Annotated in this window: 22 protein-coding genes; 2 read left to right on the top strand and 20 right to left on the bottom strand. The window is 32.1% G+C overall.

Annotated features, from left to right (window positions below; translation table 11 throughout):
• Positions 1-127 precede the first annotated feature (127 nt).
• On the top strand, positions 128-1,567 hold the full coding sequence (locus IGJ53_RS14900) for a sucrose-6-phosphate hydrolase (RefSeq protein ID WP_259742176.1): 1,440 nt from the start codon (positions 128-130) through the stop codon (positions 1,565-1,567).
• A gap of 1 nt (position 1,568) precedes the next feature.
• Positions 1,569-2,531, top strand: a complete 963-nt coding sequence (locus IGJ53_RS14895; RefSeq protein ID WP_259742177.1) for a LacI family DNA-binding transcriptional regulator — start codon at positions 1,569-1,571, stop codon at positions 2,529-2,531.
• Positions 2,532-2,735: 204 nt separating this feature from the next.
• Here IGJ53_RS14895 and IGJ53_RS14890 read toward each other — a convergent pair whose 3' ends face one another.
• From IGJ53_RS14890 to IGJ53_RS14795, 20 genes are all read right to left on the bottom strand, one after another.
• The gene (locus tag IGJ53_RS14890; protein WP_242478299.1) at positions 2,736-3,200 is read right to left on the bottom strand and encodes a CPBP family intramembrane glutamic endopeptidase; all 465 of its coding nucleotides are present in this window, start codon (positions 3,198-3,200) and stop codon (positions 2,736-2,738) included.
• Positions 3,201-3,304: 104 nt separating this feature from the next.
• Positions 3,305-3,760 (bottom strand): LMxysn_1693 family intestinal colonization protein, encoded by a 456-nt coding sequence (locus IGJ53_RS14885; RefSeq protein WP_201064914.1) that lies wholly within the window; start codon positions 3,758-3,760, stop codon positions 3,305-3,307.
• 584 nt (positions 3,761-4,344) lie between these two features.
• The gene (locus IGJ53_RS14880; protein WP_259742178.1) at positions 4,345-4,791 is read right to left on the bottom strand and encodes a PBECR4 domain-containing protein; all 447 of its coding nucleotides are present in this window, start codon (positions 4,789-4,791) and stop codon (positions 4,345-4,347) included.
• 501 nt (positions 4,792-5,292) lie between these two features.
• Entirely contained in the window at positions 5,293-5,790 is a 498-nt protein-coding gene (locus IGJ53_RS14875) for a hypothetical protein (RefSeq protein ID WP_259742179.1), read from the bottom strand.
• Between the two features lie 275 nt (positions 5,791-6,065).
• Positions 6,066-6,497 carry a type II toxin-antitoxin system HicB family antitoxin gene (locus tag IGJ53_RS14870; RefSeq protein WP_002305052.1) on the bottom strand — a complete coding sequence of 144 codons (432 nt, stop codon included), beginning with the start codon at positions 6,495-6,497 and terminating at the stop codon, positions 6,066-6,068.
• 33 nt (positions 6,498-6,530) lie between these two features.
• Positions 6,531-6,716, bottom strand: a complete 186-nt coding sequence (locus tag IGJ53_RS14865; protein WP_065305698.1) for a type II toxin-antitoxin system HicA family toxin — start codon at positions 6,714-6,716, stop codon at positions 6,531-6,533.
• A 129-nt stretch (positions 6,717-6,845) separates the two neighbouring features.
• Complete coding sequence (locus IGJ53_RS14860; RefSeq protein WP_259742180.1) at positions 6,846-7,514, bottom strand: hypothetical protein; 669 nt, start codon at positions 7,512-7,514, stop codon at positions 6,846-6,848.
• 129 nt (positions 7,515-7,643) lie between these two features.
• Positions 7,644-8,234 (bottom strand): two pore domain potassium channel family protein, encoded by a 591-nt coding sequence (locus tag IGJ53_RS14855; RefSeq protein WP_201065158.1) that lies wholly within the window; start codon positions 8,232-8,234, stop codon positions 7,644-7,646.
• Positions 8,235-8,289: 55 nt separating this feature from the next.
• Positions 8,290-8,754, bottom strand: coding sequence for an ArdC-like ssDNA-binding domain-containing protein (locus IGJ53_RS14850; protein WP_259742181.1), 465 nt, complete (start codon positions 8,752-8,754; stop codon positions 8,290-8,292).
• A gap of 82 nt (positions 8,755-8,836) precedes the next feature.
• On the bottom strand, positions 8,837-9,595 hold the full coding sequence (locus tag IGJ53_RS14845) for a Fic family protein (protein WP_259742182.1): 759 nt from the start codon (positions 9,593-9,595) through the stop codon (positions 8,837-8,839).
• 51 nt (positions 9,596-9,646) lie between these two features.
• On the bottom strand, positions 9,647-9,916 hold the full coding sequence (locus IGJ53_RS14840; protein ID WP_201065149.1) for a Txe/YoeB family addiction module toxin: 270 nt from the start codon (positions 9,914-9,916) through the stop codon (positions 9,647-9,649).
• The gene (locus IGJ53_RS14835; protein WP_010720565.1) at positions 9,901-10,155 is read right to left on the bottom strand and encodes a type II toxin-antitoxin system Phd/YefM family antitoxin; all 255 of its coding nucleotides are present in this window, start codon (positions 10,153-10,155) and stop codon (positions 9,901-9,903) included. Before IGJ53_RS14835 ends, IGJ53_RS14840 begins: the two co-directional genes overlap by 16 nt.
• A gap of 177 nt (positions 10,156-10,332) precedes the next feature.
• Positions 10,333-10,671, bottom strand: coding sequence for a type II toxin-antitoxin system PemK/MazF family toxin (locus tag IGJ53_RS14830; RefSeq protein ID WP_259742183.1), 339 nt, complete (start codon positions 10,669-10,671; stop codon positions 10,333-10,335).
• On the bottom strand, positions 10,664-10,891 hold the full coding sequence (gene mazE / locus IGJ53_RS14825) for a type II toxin-antitoxin system PemI/MazE family antitoxin (RefSeq protein ID WP_259742184.1): 228 nt from the start codon (positions 10,889-10,891) through the stop codon (positions 10,664-10,666). The genes IGJ53_RS14830 and mazE overlap by 8 nt, the downstream gene beginning before the upstream one ends.
• Before the next feature lie 200 nt (positions 10,892-11,091).
• The gene (locus IGJ53_RS14820) at positions 11,092-11,559 is read right to left on the bottom strand and encodes an EF0163 family protein (protein WP_311135322.1); all 468 of its coding nucleotides are present in this window, start codon (positions 11,557-11,559) and stop codon (positions 11,092-11,094) included.
• 18 nt (positions 11,560-11,577) lie between these two features.
• A complete protein-coding gene (locus IGJ53_RS14815) occupies positions 11,578-12,657 on the bottom strand; it encodes a glucosaminidase domain-containing protein (RefSeq protein WP_375379640.1) in 1,080 nt (359 codons plus the stop codon).
• Positions 12,658-12,751: 94 nt separating this feature from the next.
• Positions 12,752-13,960, bottom strand: coding sequence for a DUF3991 and toprim domain-containing protein (locus IGJ53_RS14810; RefSeq protein WP_259742187.1), 1,209 nt, complete (start codon positions 13,958-13,960; stop codon positions 12,752-12,754).
• A 57-nt stretch (positions 13,961-14,017) separates the two neighbouring features.
• Positions 14,018-15,964, bottom strand: coding sequence for a MobP2 family relaxase (gene mobP2 / locus IGJ53_RS14805; protein ID WP_438750634.1), 1,947 nt, complete (start codon positions 15,962-15,964; stop codon positions 14,018-14,020).
• Entirely contained in the window at positions 15,964-16,338 is a 375-nt protein-coding gene (locus IGJ53_RS14800) for a hypothetical protein (RefSeq protein WP_438750632.1), read from the bottom strand. Before IGJ53_RS14800 ends, mobP2 begins: the two co-directional genes overlap by 1 nt.
• The gene (locus IGJ53_RS14795; RefSeq protein ID WP_438750630.1) at positions 16,316-16,603 is read right to left on the bottom strand and encodes a hypothetical protein; all 288 of its coding nucleotides are present in this window, start codon (positions 16,601-16,603) and stop codon (positions 16,316-16,318) included. Before IGJ53_RS14795 ends, IGJ53_RS14800 begins: the two co-directional genes overlap by 23 nt.
• Positions 16,604-16,867: the final 264 nt, after the last annotated feature.

Raw genomic sequence — 16,867 nt, 5'->3', positions numbered from 1 at the left:
TTTAACACATTTATCAAATGTGTCAAACGTTTGTCATATTTTTTTATTTATCTATTAAAAAAATTGATTTTCAAACAGAAAACGTTTACTATGTTTCTGTAAAAAGAAAAATTAAAGGAGAACATGTATGAACTTACCTCAAGAAATACGATATCGAGCTTATTCTGATTGGAGTAAAGATGAAATTGCAAAAATCAATAGAAATGTAAAAAAATCTCCTTGGCATGCTAGTTATCATATTGAACCTAAAACTGGACTATTGAATGACCCTAATGGATTCTCTTTTTTTAATGGAAAATATACTCTTTTCTATCAAAATTGGCCATTTGGAGCTGCTCATGGTTTAAAAGAATGGGTGCATACAGAGTCAGATGACTTAGTTCATTTCTATGAAACTGGGGCTGAAATACGTCCTGATACAGAATACGATAGTCACGGTGCTTATTCAGGTTCAGCTTATGAAATAGATGGAAAACTTTTTTTGTTTTATACAGGAAATGTTCGGGATAAAAATTGGGTACGAGACTCACTACAAATTGGAGCATGGATGGATAAAAATCATAACATTATAAAATGTAAAAATATTCTTATTCATAAACCTGATGATGTAACAGATCATTTTCGTGATCCCCAAATTTTTAATTATGAAGGACAATTATATACGATTGTTGGAGCACAAAATTTAGAAAAATCAGGTTGCATCAAACTTTATAAAGCTACTGACAATAACGTAGAAACATGGGAAGAAGTTGGCAACCTTGATTTTGGCAGCACTGGTTCAGAATATATGATTGAGTGTCCCAATCTTTTATTTGTAGATGAAAAGCCTGTTCTAATTTATTGTCCTCAAGGACTAGATAAATCTGAACTTAATTATGATAATATCTATCCAAATACTTTTAAAATATATCAAACGTTTGATACAAAAGATATAAAACTTGTGGGTGCTTCTGAAATTCAAACCCTTGATTATGGATTTGAAGCATATGCGACTCAAGGGTTTAATACTCCCGACGGACGTACTCTAATTGTTAGTTGGATTGGACTTCCAGACATTGATTATCCAACTGACAAGTATGATTATCAGGGAGCAATGAGTCTTGTAAAAGAACTTTCTATTAAAGATGGTAAACTTTACCAATATCCAGTAAAAGCTATTACATCCCTGCGTGTTAATTCCGAAGAGTTCATATCAAAAGTAGAAACAAACAATACTTATGAATTAGAATTGACTTTTCCCACAAATCAGAAATCAGAATTACTTCTTTTCTCCGATAGTAAAGGAAATGGACTTAGCTTAATTGTAGACACTAAAGAAGGAAAAATAATTCTAGATCGTAGCAAAGTAGGTATTCAATATGCAACCGATTTTGGTACTACTCGTGAATGCTCAATTGATACCAAAGAAGCAACTGCTAACATTTTTGTAGATAACTCAATCATTGAGATTTTTATTAATAAAGGAGAAAAAGTATTTACTAGTCGTGTATTCCCTGAAAATTACCAAAGTGGTATTCAAATCAAATCAGGTGAACCGACTGGAAAATACTTTGAATTAAAATATTAAAATGGTAGCAAAATTAACTGATGTCGCTGAATTAGCTGGAGTTAGCCCAACAACCGTTTCACGCGTCATTAATAATAAGGGATATTTATCGGAAAAAACTAAACAAAAAGTTCATGAGGCTATGAAAACTCTTGGTTATAAACCAAATAATTTAGCACGTGGACTTCAAGGAAAGTCACCTCAGCTTATTGGACTTATTTTTCCTAATATTAGTAATATCTTTTACTCTGAACTCATTGAGTATCTTGAAATCGAATTATTTAAACATGGCTATAAAACAATTATTTGTAATAGTCAAAACGATCCTGCTAAAGAGAGGGAATATATTGAAATGCTTGAGGCAAATCAAGTTGATGGGATTATCTCATCTAGTCATAATCTTGGAATTGCTGATTATGAACGTGTTAGAGCACCTATTGTTGCTTTTGATAGAAATTTAGCTCCTAATGTTTCTATTGTTTCTTCAGACAACTTTGAAGGTGGAAAACTTGCTGCTAAAACGTTACAAAAAAATGGTTGTCAAAATAGTATTATGATTACAGGAAATGACAATACGGATTCTCCAACAGGCTTACGTGCACTTGGTTTTTCTTTTCAAAATCCAAATGGCAAAGTTTTCAAAATCCCTAATACTCTCTCTACGATTCGTCGAGAAATGGAAATCAAGTCGACGCTCCTAAGCCACAAGCCAGATGGTATTTTTGTTTCTGATGATCTAACAGCCATTCTTACTATGAAAATTGCTCATCAGCTTAAACTTAATATCCCAGAAGAGTTAAAAATTATTGGCTATGATGGAACATCTTTTGTCGAGAAATTTTTCCCACAATTGACCACAATCAGACAACCAATTGATGAAATCGCAAGTCTGATTGTTGATATTCTTATAAAAAAAATTAAAGGCGAAAAGACAAATAAAGATTATATTTTGCCGATTTCAATACTTTCTGGAGGAAGTATTTAACATCAGATTAATTTTTTGATGTAATTGAGATAGCCAAAAAGCAAAAGAAAGTCGATTCTATTTATTATAGAATTGGCTTTCTTTACTATCTTTCATAATGACAGTGCAAAAAAGCTAGCAAATGCTAGCCACTTTTTGTAAAGTTTCGCTTGTTTTCTGTAGAATTCTGTTTTTGTAACAAACTAATTGATTTTTCGTTTTATCTTATATAGATATCAAATAGATTAATATGCCGATTGTATTATAACATCCATGGACAAATATGGAATACCATATATTATTTGTTTGTATATAAACAAAACTTAAAATAATACCAATAAAGAAAATACTTAGACCTCCCCCATGAACAATAGAAAATAGAAAAGAAGAAATTAGTATTGAAATATATTGTTGTTTTTTATTTGATTGAGGATCAATCATGCAAAATCGAAAAATTCCTTCTTCTAAAAACGTTCCATAAGTAGCAGCATTTAAGAAGAATAAAGTGAGAGAACCATTTACTTCGTTAGGAATTATACCTTCTGAGAAAGGTGTATTTAGAACATTGATTAGGAATAAAGCAGAGAATGAAAAAAAACTATATTTAAAGAGTTTTTTTAGTTTTACTTCTTTGAATTCACGAGCGAAGGTAGAATGAAATAGTATAATTATCAGCACTAAAAAAAACATATCACTATGTTCAAATAAAAAATATATATTTGACGGTACTCCTAATGATGGGATAGCAAAGGTTAAAATCAAGTAAGTAATACTAATTATCCATTTTATTATCATTAGGCAGGAATATAATCAATATATTGTGTATTTGCTGTAGAAGTTTGAGTACGAATATATTTATTATCTATCTTACGATAAACTCTGTAGGTTACAGTTATTCTTGCATATTGACGATATTTTTTAAATTTTCCACTTGCAGAGGTGTTTCTAGCTATTTCGATTTTCATCCCAAAAACACTTGCACTGACAGATAGTTTTGTACCTCGACTATGAGTTTCTATACCCAAATAAGTACGGCTTCCTTTAGCAATTGACCAGCTTTGAGGTTTAGACCAAGTTCTTGTTTGAATAACTGGTTCATCTAACACATAGTAGTACTCATCGTCAGAATAAGTGGCTATATCAGAAATGCTGTCCTCACTAGCGAATATCGCTCCGCTCGGAGTAATAGCAGAACCAAAAGCTAAAATAGAAGTAGATAATAAAAATGTTTTAAATAACTGTTTTTTCATCAAAATCACCTCAAACATAAGATATTTAAAAAAACGTTTTCTCAGTGAATTATAAAATATTTTTATTTAGAATGACGACCACCTTCATAAAATACTGTTTTGGATTCATAATCGGCAAAAAACAAATAAATAATTGTTTTTTTGTAGAGTTATTAGACATAATGTACAGTATGCTAAGTAGTCCCTCTAACAACGGTGTCATTTTTATATTTAATTGGCACATTTTTTTCTAACTTATTTGTCATATTCATAGTCAACAATAGCTACAAAAGCATCTAAAAAATTATGCCATTTATCTAGAAAAATGACACCCAATTAAGTGAACTACTGAAAGTTCTATGAAACTAGCAATTAACAAAGGATCAAAAACTATTAAGTTTCTGACCCTTTTATTTTATTTCTCTTGCTCAACTTCAGTGTCATTTTCTAATTTAAGTTTTTAACAGCTAAATAGAAAGTCCAACTGGGTATACTCAATTGACCTTCTTGTTTTTCACTAAGTTAATAAAATTAAATGTATTACTAAAAAAGTAAGAAAATGCGTAAAAAAATAAAGGTCAAAATTTTTTTATTTTTTGACCTTTTTATACTGTCTTCTCGAAAATAGTTTTGCTAATATCATTTGTGCCTATTTTTACTTTCTCGATTTTTACAACTTCGTGAGATTCTAATAAAAATTTAGATAAGTTTTTATTGGTTGTCCCATTTAACGCTAATAATGACTGTGGCGCATATTGGTTTTCCGTCCTAACACATGTTAAAGCTATTATCATTTTACTTGTACGAATAGCTTTGTCAAAACTCAAATTATAAAATGAACCATTATCACATATCCTAACACCTGACGAAGATAATAATTCCAGTAAATGAATAATTTGTAGTTTTTGTCCTGTTGATCCGTCATCTTTTACATGTATTTTCTTTAATGAAATTTTCTTTCTTTTTATAGCTTTATAAAATTGTGTAGCACTATAGTCATATTTTACGCCACACAGGTGCATGAAATTACCTGGAGTAAATACAATTTTCATCTGCATATTTTTTTGGTTAATCTATGTTTGTATGTATAAGTAAATTCATAATTATTGAATTCTTTATCATAAATAGAAAATGCGTTTCTAATTAGTTCGAAATATTTTTTTTCAATCATCATTTTACTCCTACAATAAATTAAAAAGAGTCAAGCTAAGCTTGACTCTCAAAATATCATTAAAAATCAGGTTTTTCTATTGCTCGCCAACTATTGACCCAAAGTTCAATTTTAGTATCGAGTTTTTCTGTTGCTCGCCAACTATTGGCCCCAAGTCCAATTCTAGTATCGAGTTATTACAATGCCTGATCATTGAGAGATATCTTTATCTCTATAATTATATTATCATATACGAATAATAAACTCAATTATAGAATATCAATACTTAATAATATCAGATTTCAAAAAACTATTACTCTCTTACGTTATGTCATTTTTTATTTAAACGGCAAAAATTTTCAGTAATAAATAGCAAAAGATACTAATGTTTCTTGGTAGCTTTTTAAATATCCATCACTGATTTTCTATCTTCCATCTGATGTTTTTTCATTAAAATTAAACGAGCAAACGGTTGTGCAATACAAGCTTCTATTAAAAAAGCAATTGTAAAATTACGAGGCCACTTGTAAAAGAACTGTTCAACAGGTAACCATGAAATAGTTCTCATTCCAATCCAACTACCAACTACTGTTAAAACAATTGACATCATCATCACGTTCACCAAACAATTGATAATCATATGTGAATTAAAACTATCTTCTTTTGAAATTAAAAAATTTGTTATCTTTGAAGCGGGTGTGTGAGTTAGCAAAACCAATAAAACAACAACGATCCAAATGAATGGTAACACCTTTAAAGTATGTTTCCATGTCTTAAAGCTAAATCCCATTTCAAAACCAGAAATAAGTGGCGCAATAATATTAACAGAAAGTACTGAAACAATAAATAAAAACAAACCAAATTCTTTCCTATTACGTGGTAACTTCATATAAAAATCCAAAATATTAACCTCTTTCTTCGTCTTTACACAAAAAAGCGCAAAGACACTATTATTGTGTGCTTTACGCTGAACCATTATACGCAGTAAATATACTTTAGTAGTATATCATTTATTTTTTGGAAAAGTCAATAAAAATATTAATTGCTGAATAAGTACAAAAGTAATTGCCATTTAAAATTTAAATTGGCACCTAATTAAGTGAGCTGATGAAGGATCTATGAAACTAGCAATTAAAAAAGGATCAAAAACTATTAAGTTTCTGACCCTTTTGAGTTCTAATTATTTCTTCCAGAACGAAGAATGTTATCTGCTTTATCTGCAATTGATTCTGTTAGAAGGACTGAAAAATTTATGCCAGCCCTTTTGCCTAACTTATCCGCCCATTGAGGAATTGTTAAGGTTTTTTTGACAAGTTCTGTGTCTTTCAAATATTTGGCAACATCTACACGAATTAAAGTAGTAAAAGAATCATCTTCAACAGAAATCTTATTGATTGGTGTTGGTTCTGGAAGTAGATCTTCATGCTCAATATAATCTGCTAAAACCATACCTAACACCTCTTGTGCCATAGCAATTCCATAAGATATATCGTCTTCATTAATTCCTGTGTAAGCACCTTGAACATCAGGAAATTCAATAAAGTACCCACCACCTTCTTCTGGGCTAAAAATAGCAGGATAGGTTTTTGCTAAAGGCTCACTTAACATTTCAGTCAATCCTTTCTTTAATCGAATGCGAGATTATTTCAATCCCGCATCCTTTAAAATTTTTCGCTCAAGTCCTCGGCCAAGATCTTGATTGGCATGAACAGGAACAGTGATTCTAACACCATCCTTATAAAGATGATGATGAGATCCCTCTTGCCTTCGCTCAACCCAGCCATTTTTTTTCAATAACTTAAGCATTTCTTTTCCCGTAAGTGGCATTGTGCACTATACCTCCTTACAAAATAATCATAACACGTATTAACACGTGCGTAAAGTGCTATCACTTTTAAAATTTTAGAATAAAAAGTGACGTCACTTTCTTAGTGCTGGTACCTCAAATATAAGATCTTATTTACTTGTTTTTCTTATCGTAAAAGGACGTTTACGATTGATTTGTTGATTTTTCTCAGAAGTTACAATATTTTCTTCCTCTGGTATAGTGATATAATCTGTCTTTTTGAAACCCTTCGCAGCTTTTTTTAAAAAGAATGGTTTAAATTTTGGTTCAAATATAGATACTTCTTTATCAAATTGCGTTGGTTTATAGACTTGGGTAATTAATACATGATACTTTTTACCTTTAACAGAAAAGATAACAATATCTCCTATGCCAATTTTCTTATGAACAGTTGGTGGTACTTTAAAATAAACTTTTCGTTTAGTTTTGTGTAAGGTCTTATCTTTTAATTCCAACAATAATCCTTCAAAAATCGTATTTTGGTTTATGAACCGTATTTTAGGTGTTTCTTCTCCTTTTCGTGCAGGGAGAACACTAGGGGTTTCATTAAAAATTTTACTAATGACCGCAGTATACTCGTTTTCTTCTTCTTTAGATCTACCACTAATTATGTTTTTTACATAAACCAATTGACCATCTTTAGAATAAACAAGCATTCCCTTTTGAATCTTTTTTTCTAATTTTTTAGCTACACGAAAAGTAAATATCTTATTTTTCAAGTAGATGGAATCATTTATCCTTCCATGTGCTGGTTGAACATGAACAGCTTCTATTAACAACTAATTCACTTCCTCTTCATTTAATATATTAGAAAATTATCAAATAATATACTATGAATGAAAAAATCTATGCTTAAAAATAACCCTTAAAATTACTTCAGAAACAGACATTGTTCATAATATCAATATTTAGGAACCATCTAAATCCATTATTTTCAAAATATTACTTGTTAACATACTAATCAAACTTACTCCTAATATCATCAGAATTATTCCTATTATTCTGCCAAATTTACTTGTAATTTCTATATCTCCATAACCAACTGTCGTAACAGTCTGCATAGTCCACCAAATTAAGTCTTCATAGCTTTTTATATCTTCTTCAATCCAAAGTAAGGGTAAGGGTAAGACAATAATAATTAAAAAAAACCATACAAAAAATTTAATATTTCTATTAATTAATTTCTTTAATCTAATATTTTTATTTGTTGATAAATCAATAATTGAAATTGCTATAGAAAAAAATTTTAAAAGTCTAAACCCAGAGTAAAAGGGAATCAAACAAATCAAATCAAAAAAATGATTATTTAAATATTTCATTTTATTGTTGCTCTTAAATAAATTAATAAAGAAATCTAAACTAAATATGAATAAGATAAAATAATCAATTATGTCAGAAAATTTGTTATCAATTATATTAGAAAATAAAGAAACGATTACCAAACTTAATAAAAATAATAAGTATTTTTTATTTTTAATTACAGTTATTATTCTTTTCATTCCTCTCTCCTTAAATAGTGGATAAATATATTAGCATCTTATCAAATCATCCTTTTTAATAAAATACCAGAAATAAACTAATTTCTATAGATAATCTACGAATATCTGGTTCTTCAGTAAAATCAACTATTTCATCAATTAAATCTTCTATCTCTTGGTTAACTAAAATATTCCAGTCGTTCTTTCCTAACGTATAATCTGGAAAATCAAGTTCTTTTCCATCTGTTTGAGAAAGATCAAAATAATGTTTTATATTTATTTTCCCTGTTGACTGACTGAGGACAGCAATAGATCTTTCTCCTTTTTTAACAAATCGTCCTAATTTTTTCCACGTATCAAAATCAGCGATATGGGTAGCATTCGATTTCTGTCCGTAAATAAATATCTGCTCAGAAATATCGTATTTATGAAACATCTGAACCTGGTTGAAAAAATCAAATAAATTGTTTTTATCAGAAACAACCGATCGAAATGTTTCCTTGAATAAATCTCCTAATTCTTTGTACTTTTGATAATTCATAGTTTTCCTCCCACAAAGATAAAAGAAGGAGGAGCGGATACGCCCCTCCTTAGAAAAGGCGTACCCTTTTCTATTCAATTTTTTATAACTCTAAATCGTGTTCCTGTACTTTTTCTTTTTCAATGAATTGTTCTTGCCGTTTTTCTTCCTTCGCCATTTGTTCAAGAGCATACTTCATTAGCCCTCTGACATTTTGTTCAGCTAATAACTCCAGATATTGACCTTTATCTTCCGTTTGAATCACTAAAGGTGGAAATCCCTCTTTGAGTAAAGAATAATTCATAATTAATCGACCGGTACGTCCATTACCATCACTAAATGGGTGTATACGTTCAAATTGGATATGTGAATCTAAAATTGCTTCAAGTTGTTCGCCTTCAGTCTTTGCATTGTCTAAACGAAAATTTAGATTTTTAACCAATTGTTGCATTAACAATAGGGTTTCCTGTGGTGAAGCAGTATCAAAATCTGACCCTAATATCGCATTTTCATTGGACTTGAATCGACCTCGGTCAATAATTAATTTATCCATCAAACGTTCATGAATAGCCTTAATTAAAGATACTGATAGTTTTTCTTTCTCTTGCACCTTTTCAAGCATTAATGCAAAAGCACCTCTATGATTCTCAACCTCATACAATTCTCGTAGCGAAGTTCTTTCTGGAACTGTATTGTGCAAAATGATAGAAACAGTTTGAGGTAAAGATATAGTATTTCCCTCAATAGCACTTGAATGATAAGCTAATCGAACTAAAATATCATCTAAGTATTCTGAAGGGAATTGCTGGTTATGAAATTGATTGCGCGCGATAGAATACTCATCGTAAAAATTATAAGTCATTTTCTCACCTCTAACTTTCTTTTTGGGTTGAATGGTACTAGTATATTTTTTCTAATTTAATCCTCTTTCATAAAGTGACCATATATAAAGGATAACTACCACATTTTCTTCTGTATCTACGCTATAAACTAATCGGTGCTGTATATTAATTCTTCTTGAATAATATGGAACACCAACTAATTTTTCATATGGTGGTGGAGTTTGAAAAGGATTTTCTCGAATCACTTGAATCAGTTCATCAAATTTTTTATGCAATCCTGCTGCTTTCAATTTTGGTAAATCCTTTTTGGCATTTTTCTTAATCTCTATAGTGAATCCCAATCAATTTCACCTAGCTCTTCTGTGCCTTCATTTTCGTGACGTTTAATTTGATCAAGAACCCCTGTATTTTGTAAATATAATGTTTCTTGAATCGCATTCCAATCAGATTTACTGATCATAACGACACTCTCATTCTCATTTTTTGTATTGATAATTTCTACAGGTTGATTATCAGAAACAACGTGCCTAATCAACCCATAAATATTATTACGAGCATTTGTCGGTGTAGTGACTTCCATTATGTTCACATCCTTTTTTGTTTATTCACCTCTGATTATAGCGTACGTTTTAACGTTCTCAAATGTTTTTGTTATAGAAAATAAATTATTTATATATCTTAGCTAACTGTCATAATTCTCCCATAAAAATAAAAGAAGAAGGAGCAAATACGCCCCTCCTTAGGTTTTTATCAATAATCAAAAATCAATTTCTAGTGAATAATCTAGAATTTGTTTCACTAATAAAAAATCTTCTCCTCTTAATCGATCAATAAATTCTTTGCTTACAATTCGCTCAGTATCAAAGCTATGAATTTGTGTTGCATTTATTCTTCCATGTATCTTATATCCATGTAATGGAATATAACCAGAAAAATCATTTCCGCCTGAAGTAATTGGACACACAATAATATAATTCGTTTTTCGATTATACGCATTGGAAGAAACAACCAGTGCTGGGTGTTTCCCCCTCATCTCTCTTCCAAAAGAAGGCGTAAAATTCAACCATATGAGATCACCTTGTTGCGGTTCATACATCTTTTTCTATCTCCTCCTGAGCTAAAAATTGCCATTCCTCCTCTTCAGTCTTTTGAAAAGATTCATCTGATAAAAATGGATTTTTAATTTTGGGTGTAAAAATCAATCCTCCATTTTTTGACTTATAGGTGACATACTCTGTTCCTGCTTCGACTTGATATTGTTTAGGAATTGAAATAGAGATTGAGTTACCAACTTTTCTAGCTGTTACATTAATCATTCTACATTCCTCCTCTTCACACATGATTTTACCATGTAAAATTAAATTTAACAACGTATATAATCATCGATAGCTGAAAATGAACAAAGTTTAAAATAATTAGGCTTATCTTCTAAAAAATATACCAATTGGTTGATCTATTTGTTGTAAAAATTCCCATATGTTTTGGTATTTCATCTCCATTTCTTTTTTAGTATTATTCAGTGGTCATGGAGTTGTTCATAGCGAAAATTATTAATTTTATATTGGCCATCTTCTTCAACCAGTTGAACAACAAATAGTACTTCGTTTTTCACCCCACGACTGTCTTCTTCTCCCAATAATGCATATTGCTTTTCATTATCGGTATCTTGAAACACTTTGATAATTTTTCCTACGCTACGAAATTTAGCATCTAAATCGACATTAATACCATTCTCTTCTTGGCATTTTTCTGTCATATATTCTTTTACGGATTGATTCCGCTCTTTTAATGAATTGAAATTTAAAAATTTATTTCCAAATGCTAATAACATCGGACGTGGATTTTCGGGCTCTTTACTTGCTTCAGTCGTCTTATCTTCCAAAACCATAGTTGACTGACTAGTAGTTGTTTCTTCTACTGTCTTTTCTTCTTTTCTATGACAGCTCGAAAGAAAAAGAACCGCTAGTAAACTGAGTAATATCACTTTTTTCAATCTTCTCTCCTACTTTCCACTTTGTTGTAAATAAGGCAATGGATCTAACCAAACACCGTCATTTTTAAATGCTGAAGCTTGTGCGGCATACCAATCGCTCTTAGTAACTCCTAAGTGTAAATGTGCCGTATCTCTTATTCCTATTACTTGTCCTGCTTTCACTTTATCCCCCACTTTCACACGTGCATTTGAAGGAGAAGAACCAAATTCCTGATACACCATGCTTAAATCACCATCCTTTATCACAATGACGCATGAACCCAGTGCCGCAATACTTGGATTACCAGCAAATACGACAGTTCCTGCATGAACCGCATGTATCTCATTTCCAGGGTGATCAACCGATCCAAAGTCTAATCCATTGTGGAAACCATTCACACGAAATTCTCCACCAGGATTTTTTCCAAAAAGTTGTCCTCCCAAAAATGAACTTCGCTCTAAACTTGATCCAGGAAATGGATTGTACCATCCACCACCTAAACTACCAGTACTTCCGCCACTAGAAGTTGAACCAATGCTTCCCCATTTTTTGATCGCAAATTCATCGTATTCTGTTAGATTATAGGATTTAATAATTCCCATAGCTCCTTGATAATAGGCACTTCCTTCGGTAATTCCTGCCGCTGCATATCCTCCCCTGCCTAGAATTAAAAGGCATTGTCCAGGATCTTTGTTTCCCACACACGCATTAAAATTGGATTGAGTAGCCACCATGTATCCATAGTATGCATAGCATGCCTTTGCATTAGGAAATTTCATGTAATTTCCTCCTTCACTTCCTCCGACACCTCTTGCACTACCTTTAGGGTAAGGACAACCTAAATACCAAGTTATCCCAAAATAATTGTTATCATTTTTTCCAGAATAAGATTGTCCATAGGCACTTTCCCATCCTAATTGCGAAAGAATGACTGAAGGTAATAATTTGTATTTGACTGCCGCTCCTACAGCGTATCTCGCATGTTCATCTGTAATGGGGCCTCTTCCTTTGATTTCTTCAAAAATAGGTAAATCTTCCGTATACTCACCTGTAAACATTCCTTCTGAGTAAAAGCTTGTTTCCTCTGTTGCTCCTACTGAACCAATCATTTGTATAATCATATTTAGCATAATAAAAAAAGGTAAAAGTAATAGAAGAACCCCTGAACCCAACACCATTAATTTCCATTTCATTTAGATACCTCTACGCCTGTTCCATCACATTATCTTCTTTGACTATCAAAGACTGTTCTACTGCGTTATCTTCTTCAGTTACTATGGATTGTTCCACCACGTTGTCTTCTTTAGCCAATATAGATTGTTTCATCACGTTGTCTTCTTGAACCATCATGGATTGATCGACAGTTTTCAAATGATTGGTTTCTTTTAATAAATCATTATAGTCAAAGGATTCAGACTTCCCCAATTGTGATACCGGCAATTCTTGACGAACATTATAGTTGATAAATGTTTCTGAATATCCCTTTTGTGCCAAATACTTTTTAAAACGATCGACAAAGTCTCTTCCTGCTTCATCATTATTCACACACAACGAAATACGTGGGACAATCGTTTTCTTCCCTTCTGCCATCTTCCGATTGGATTCTAATACTTTTCTAAAATAGGATTCTACGACTTGGTGCTTCAACCCTGACATAGCACAAAAATCAGTATTTACCAATACTTTTTTCGCACCAAAATAATTTTCTTTATATAAAGAAAGATAACTCATCACTTCAATCGGTGCTTCAAATACTTTTAATTCTCCAGTAGGCATTTTCGAGTTTAAACTAGCAAAAAACATCGCATCTTTTTGATTTCCTGGGTGTTGAAAAAGAAAATAAGGACGATCCTTGATCAATCGTTTTTCTTCTGGTAAAAAACGTGTTCCTCTTAATTCCACGCCCACCACTGTAGGATTCATGATTTGGGTTCGATCAAAAAATTTGAAAATAATATTTTGATAGCGATCTTCACCAATTAAATTGGCTTGATTAAATAAGGTCACAATCGTTGGGTCAATTTCTCGTTCTTTGGTCAAATAAGAAAACACTTCTGAAAAATTGGACTGTTCTTTAATGTCTCGTTGATAATTTAACGGTTCATTCTCCTTCACTTGATAATCGGCTTCAGACAACACCTTGACTTCACTGCCTAAAATATCGCCAATGGCTTCTTCAAAAGAAAAATCGTAAAGTTTCATCGCTAATATGATACAGTTATTAACTGCAGGTTGATCAATTTCTTTATTGAAAAACATCACTTTTCGACGACTATCATATACCCAGCTAGAGTGTTCCGCATGACGATAATAGTTGCCTTGGCGTTGGAAAGTTTCTCCTTTTGAGATCATATATTCTAAAATATCTGAATTACGTGCTTCCTTTATTTGATTTGGTGAATAGTAACTCATCTAACATCCTCCTTTAGTAATAAAAAAAGAACAACTTCAATAAAAGTTGTTCACTCGTCAAACGGATAGATCTAAAATGTTTCGTTCATAAAAGCGTTCATTTCGCCATTGTTCTGTATTCTCTCGCAATACACGTTGCAGTTGATACACTTGTTTTCGCTTAGCTACTTCTTTCTGCCATTGTTTTTGTAACATATCACGTTCTTTTTTGGATAATGGAAAACGACGCTTCTTCGTCCATTTAGATTGTTTGTCAGATAATTGTTTGGTTCGTTGATACATGGAGCGCACCTCTTCATCCTGATTTTGGAATAAATGGTCATAAGAATCTTCTGTTGGTCTGGATTGTTCCAATGATTGAAAGTAACGGTGCCATTCTTCCGCTGTGGGTGGTTCATTTTCTTTATGTTGGAAAGGATTATTTTCAATTTTCTCAACTGATTCTTTCAAACTTTTTACAAATTCCTTTTGGTATTCTGATACTTCAAAACTTTTTGGTAAACAATGATCGATAAAGTATTTGATTTGTTCATTGAATACTTCTTCTGTAATCGTTTCTTGTCTCGAACTTGTTAAAATCATTTTTTTCAACATCGGGGGAAAATTACTTTCTTCCACTTCCTGAATGGTTATTCTTTGGTTATTACTTGTGCGAAGTTTCCATTCATTTTTTAATTCTTGTTTGTATTGTTCACGTTCATCGGATTCTTCCTCGATTACATTCATTTTTTCTTCTTCCGTACGAATATAAGCCAACAAACTTTCCAAAACTGGAGGCTCGTTGGCTCGGTGTCGTGCAGGATTATTTACAATTCGTTCAAGTGCAAGTTGAAAAGCTTCAGTCGGTTTTGTCTGATTCTCTTCTGTGATTTTGTCAAGATCAATTGACTGATCTTCCATCATCATATCTCCTAATGAACCGTTGACTTGTCTTTTTTTAGGAACGAGATCCATCGCTTGGATTTCTTTTAAAATATGGTTTCCTAGACGTGTGTATAAGGTATGCAATTTATTTTCAGAACTATTCCGACCTTCTCCAAATGCAGACTCTTCTTCTGACTGAATATATGCTTGTCGATCCATCATTTCTTGATACAACTCAGGAAAATTTTGGTTGATAAAAGACTGGATCACTTTGTCTAATTCTTTTTTAAATCCATATTTTTCTGCGTAACCATATTTCTGGTAACCTTTTTGTTCTGGCAGTTTTTCAGCCACACGTTGTAAATCCATAACCATATGATTCAATTGTTCTTGTCCTTGTTCGGAACGTATTCCCTCAATCATTACTTTACGCAACACATCAATTTTCGCACGTTCTTTTTGTAAACCTAACAATTGGTTGGCAAAAACTGATTTCATTTTACGCATGGTCTTACGTGAACGATATCCTTTGACTTCAGTAACCAACTCACCCGTTTCTGGATCGACAAACTTTTTCTTTTCTCGAGTAGGATAAGGTTCGACAGTCGCTACATGGACATGAATATTATCTGTATTGTAATGGATAGAAGCTGTCCACACAGCGGAATCTGTCATTCCTTCTTCTGATAACATTGTAAACATCGCTAATCGAATGGCTTCATGAATTTTTTCTTCTTTTAATTGATTCGTTCGTTCATCTAAGTAACCATGTTGAACCAGCCATTGGTTATCAAATGAAAAAACATCTTGCCACATGACACTTCCATTTTTAGCAGCGGCAGTAAATTGTTCTTTCATTCTTTTTAAATCTTCTTCATTTAATTGGTGTTTATCTGCGGAAAACAAGCGAGACGTTTTGACAGGATTCGCCATATAATGAATGTACCCTTCTAATGTTTCGTCTTCATCTCCTTCATACGCCGCACTCGTCCCTTCTCTATTCGTAAAAGCAGAGTAGGATTCATAGGCTTCATTACGAACAGCTTCTTCTCGATCCATATAATCAATATAAGACTGAAATGCAGACGAACCTGGTCGAGCAAATTTTCCAGTCATAATAATCCCAGGAGACGCCCCCATCAGTCATTCACTCGCTGTTCAAAGTGATGAAAAATCTCTTGATTCCGTTTCATCTCTAAATGATTTTCTGCTTCTCTTAAAATATGATTGGGCTCTTGATCAGACGATTTCATTTTGGGAAAATCTTCGTAATGAAGTCGTGTGTTTTCAATTTCGTACACCACATTCATTTTGTTTTCTAAATTTCGCAACAAACTTTTTCGCAAGCGACGTTCTTCATCTAATTCTTCTTGTAGTTGTTCGATCATTTTTTCTTGTGCTAAGTAACGATCCGCTAAAATATTGATCACTTCAATTTTTGATCCACCAAATTTCTCCAACATCTCATTTAATAATTCTTCCGTTTGTAAATTAGGGTTGATTGAAAACTTCATGGCTATTCTCCTCTTCTGTATCTATCATTGGTAAAATACCTTTTTTTACATTTAACAAGTAAGCTTGTGTATTTAAATCTAAATGGGCAATCACATCATCTATTATCGCCTTCATTCGTAATTCTGTTTCGAGTACTGCTTCAAATTTTCCTGCATCACGAATAAATTCCTTTAACATTTCTGAGCGACTACGATTTGATTTTTTACAAAATACTTCAAAACGATCCCACTCTTCTTTATTCACATTTTTAATTTTTATATCCATTAATCATCTTCTCCTTTTAAACCTCATAGTCGACAAAAATTGACGAAATTTTTCTCCTTTGTTTGATAAAAAATAATAGTTTCCATAAAAAATACAACCCATAAAAATAAAAAGGATCAATAAACACAATACAAATCGAATCAATGATCTCCCTCTCTTTCGTTCTAAAATGTAATTTGCCATTACTAATGCAAGAGCATAAGACAAAAAGGGGGGCCTAAACGTCCCCCAACCCGACAGTGTCGGGCTTTTTGAGGTACCCCC

Origin of the sequence: Enterococcus sp. DIV1283b (assembly GCF_051710965.1) — a bacterium.
GTDB lineage: Bacteria > Bacillota > Bacilli > Lactobacillales > Enterococcaceae > Enterococcus_B > Enterococcus_B lactis.
This window is presented reverse-complemented; position numbering and strand designations above follow the sequence as displayed.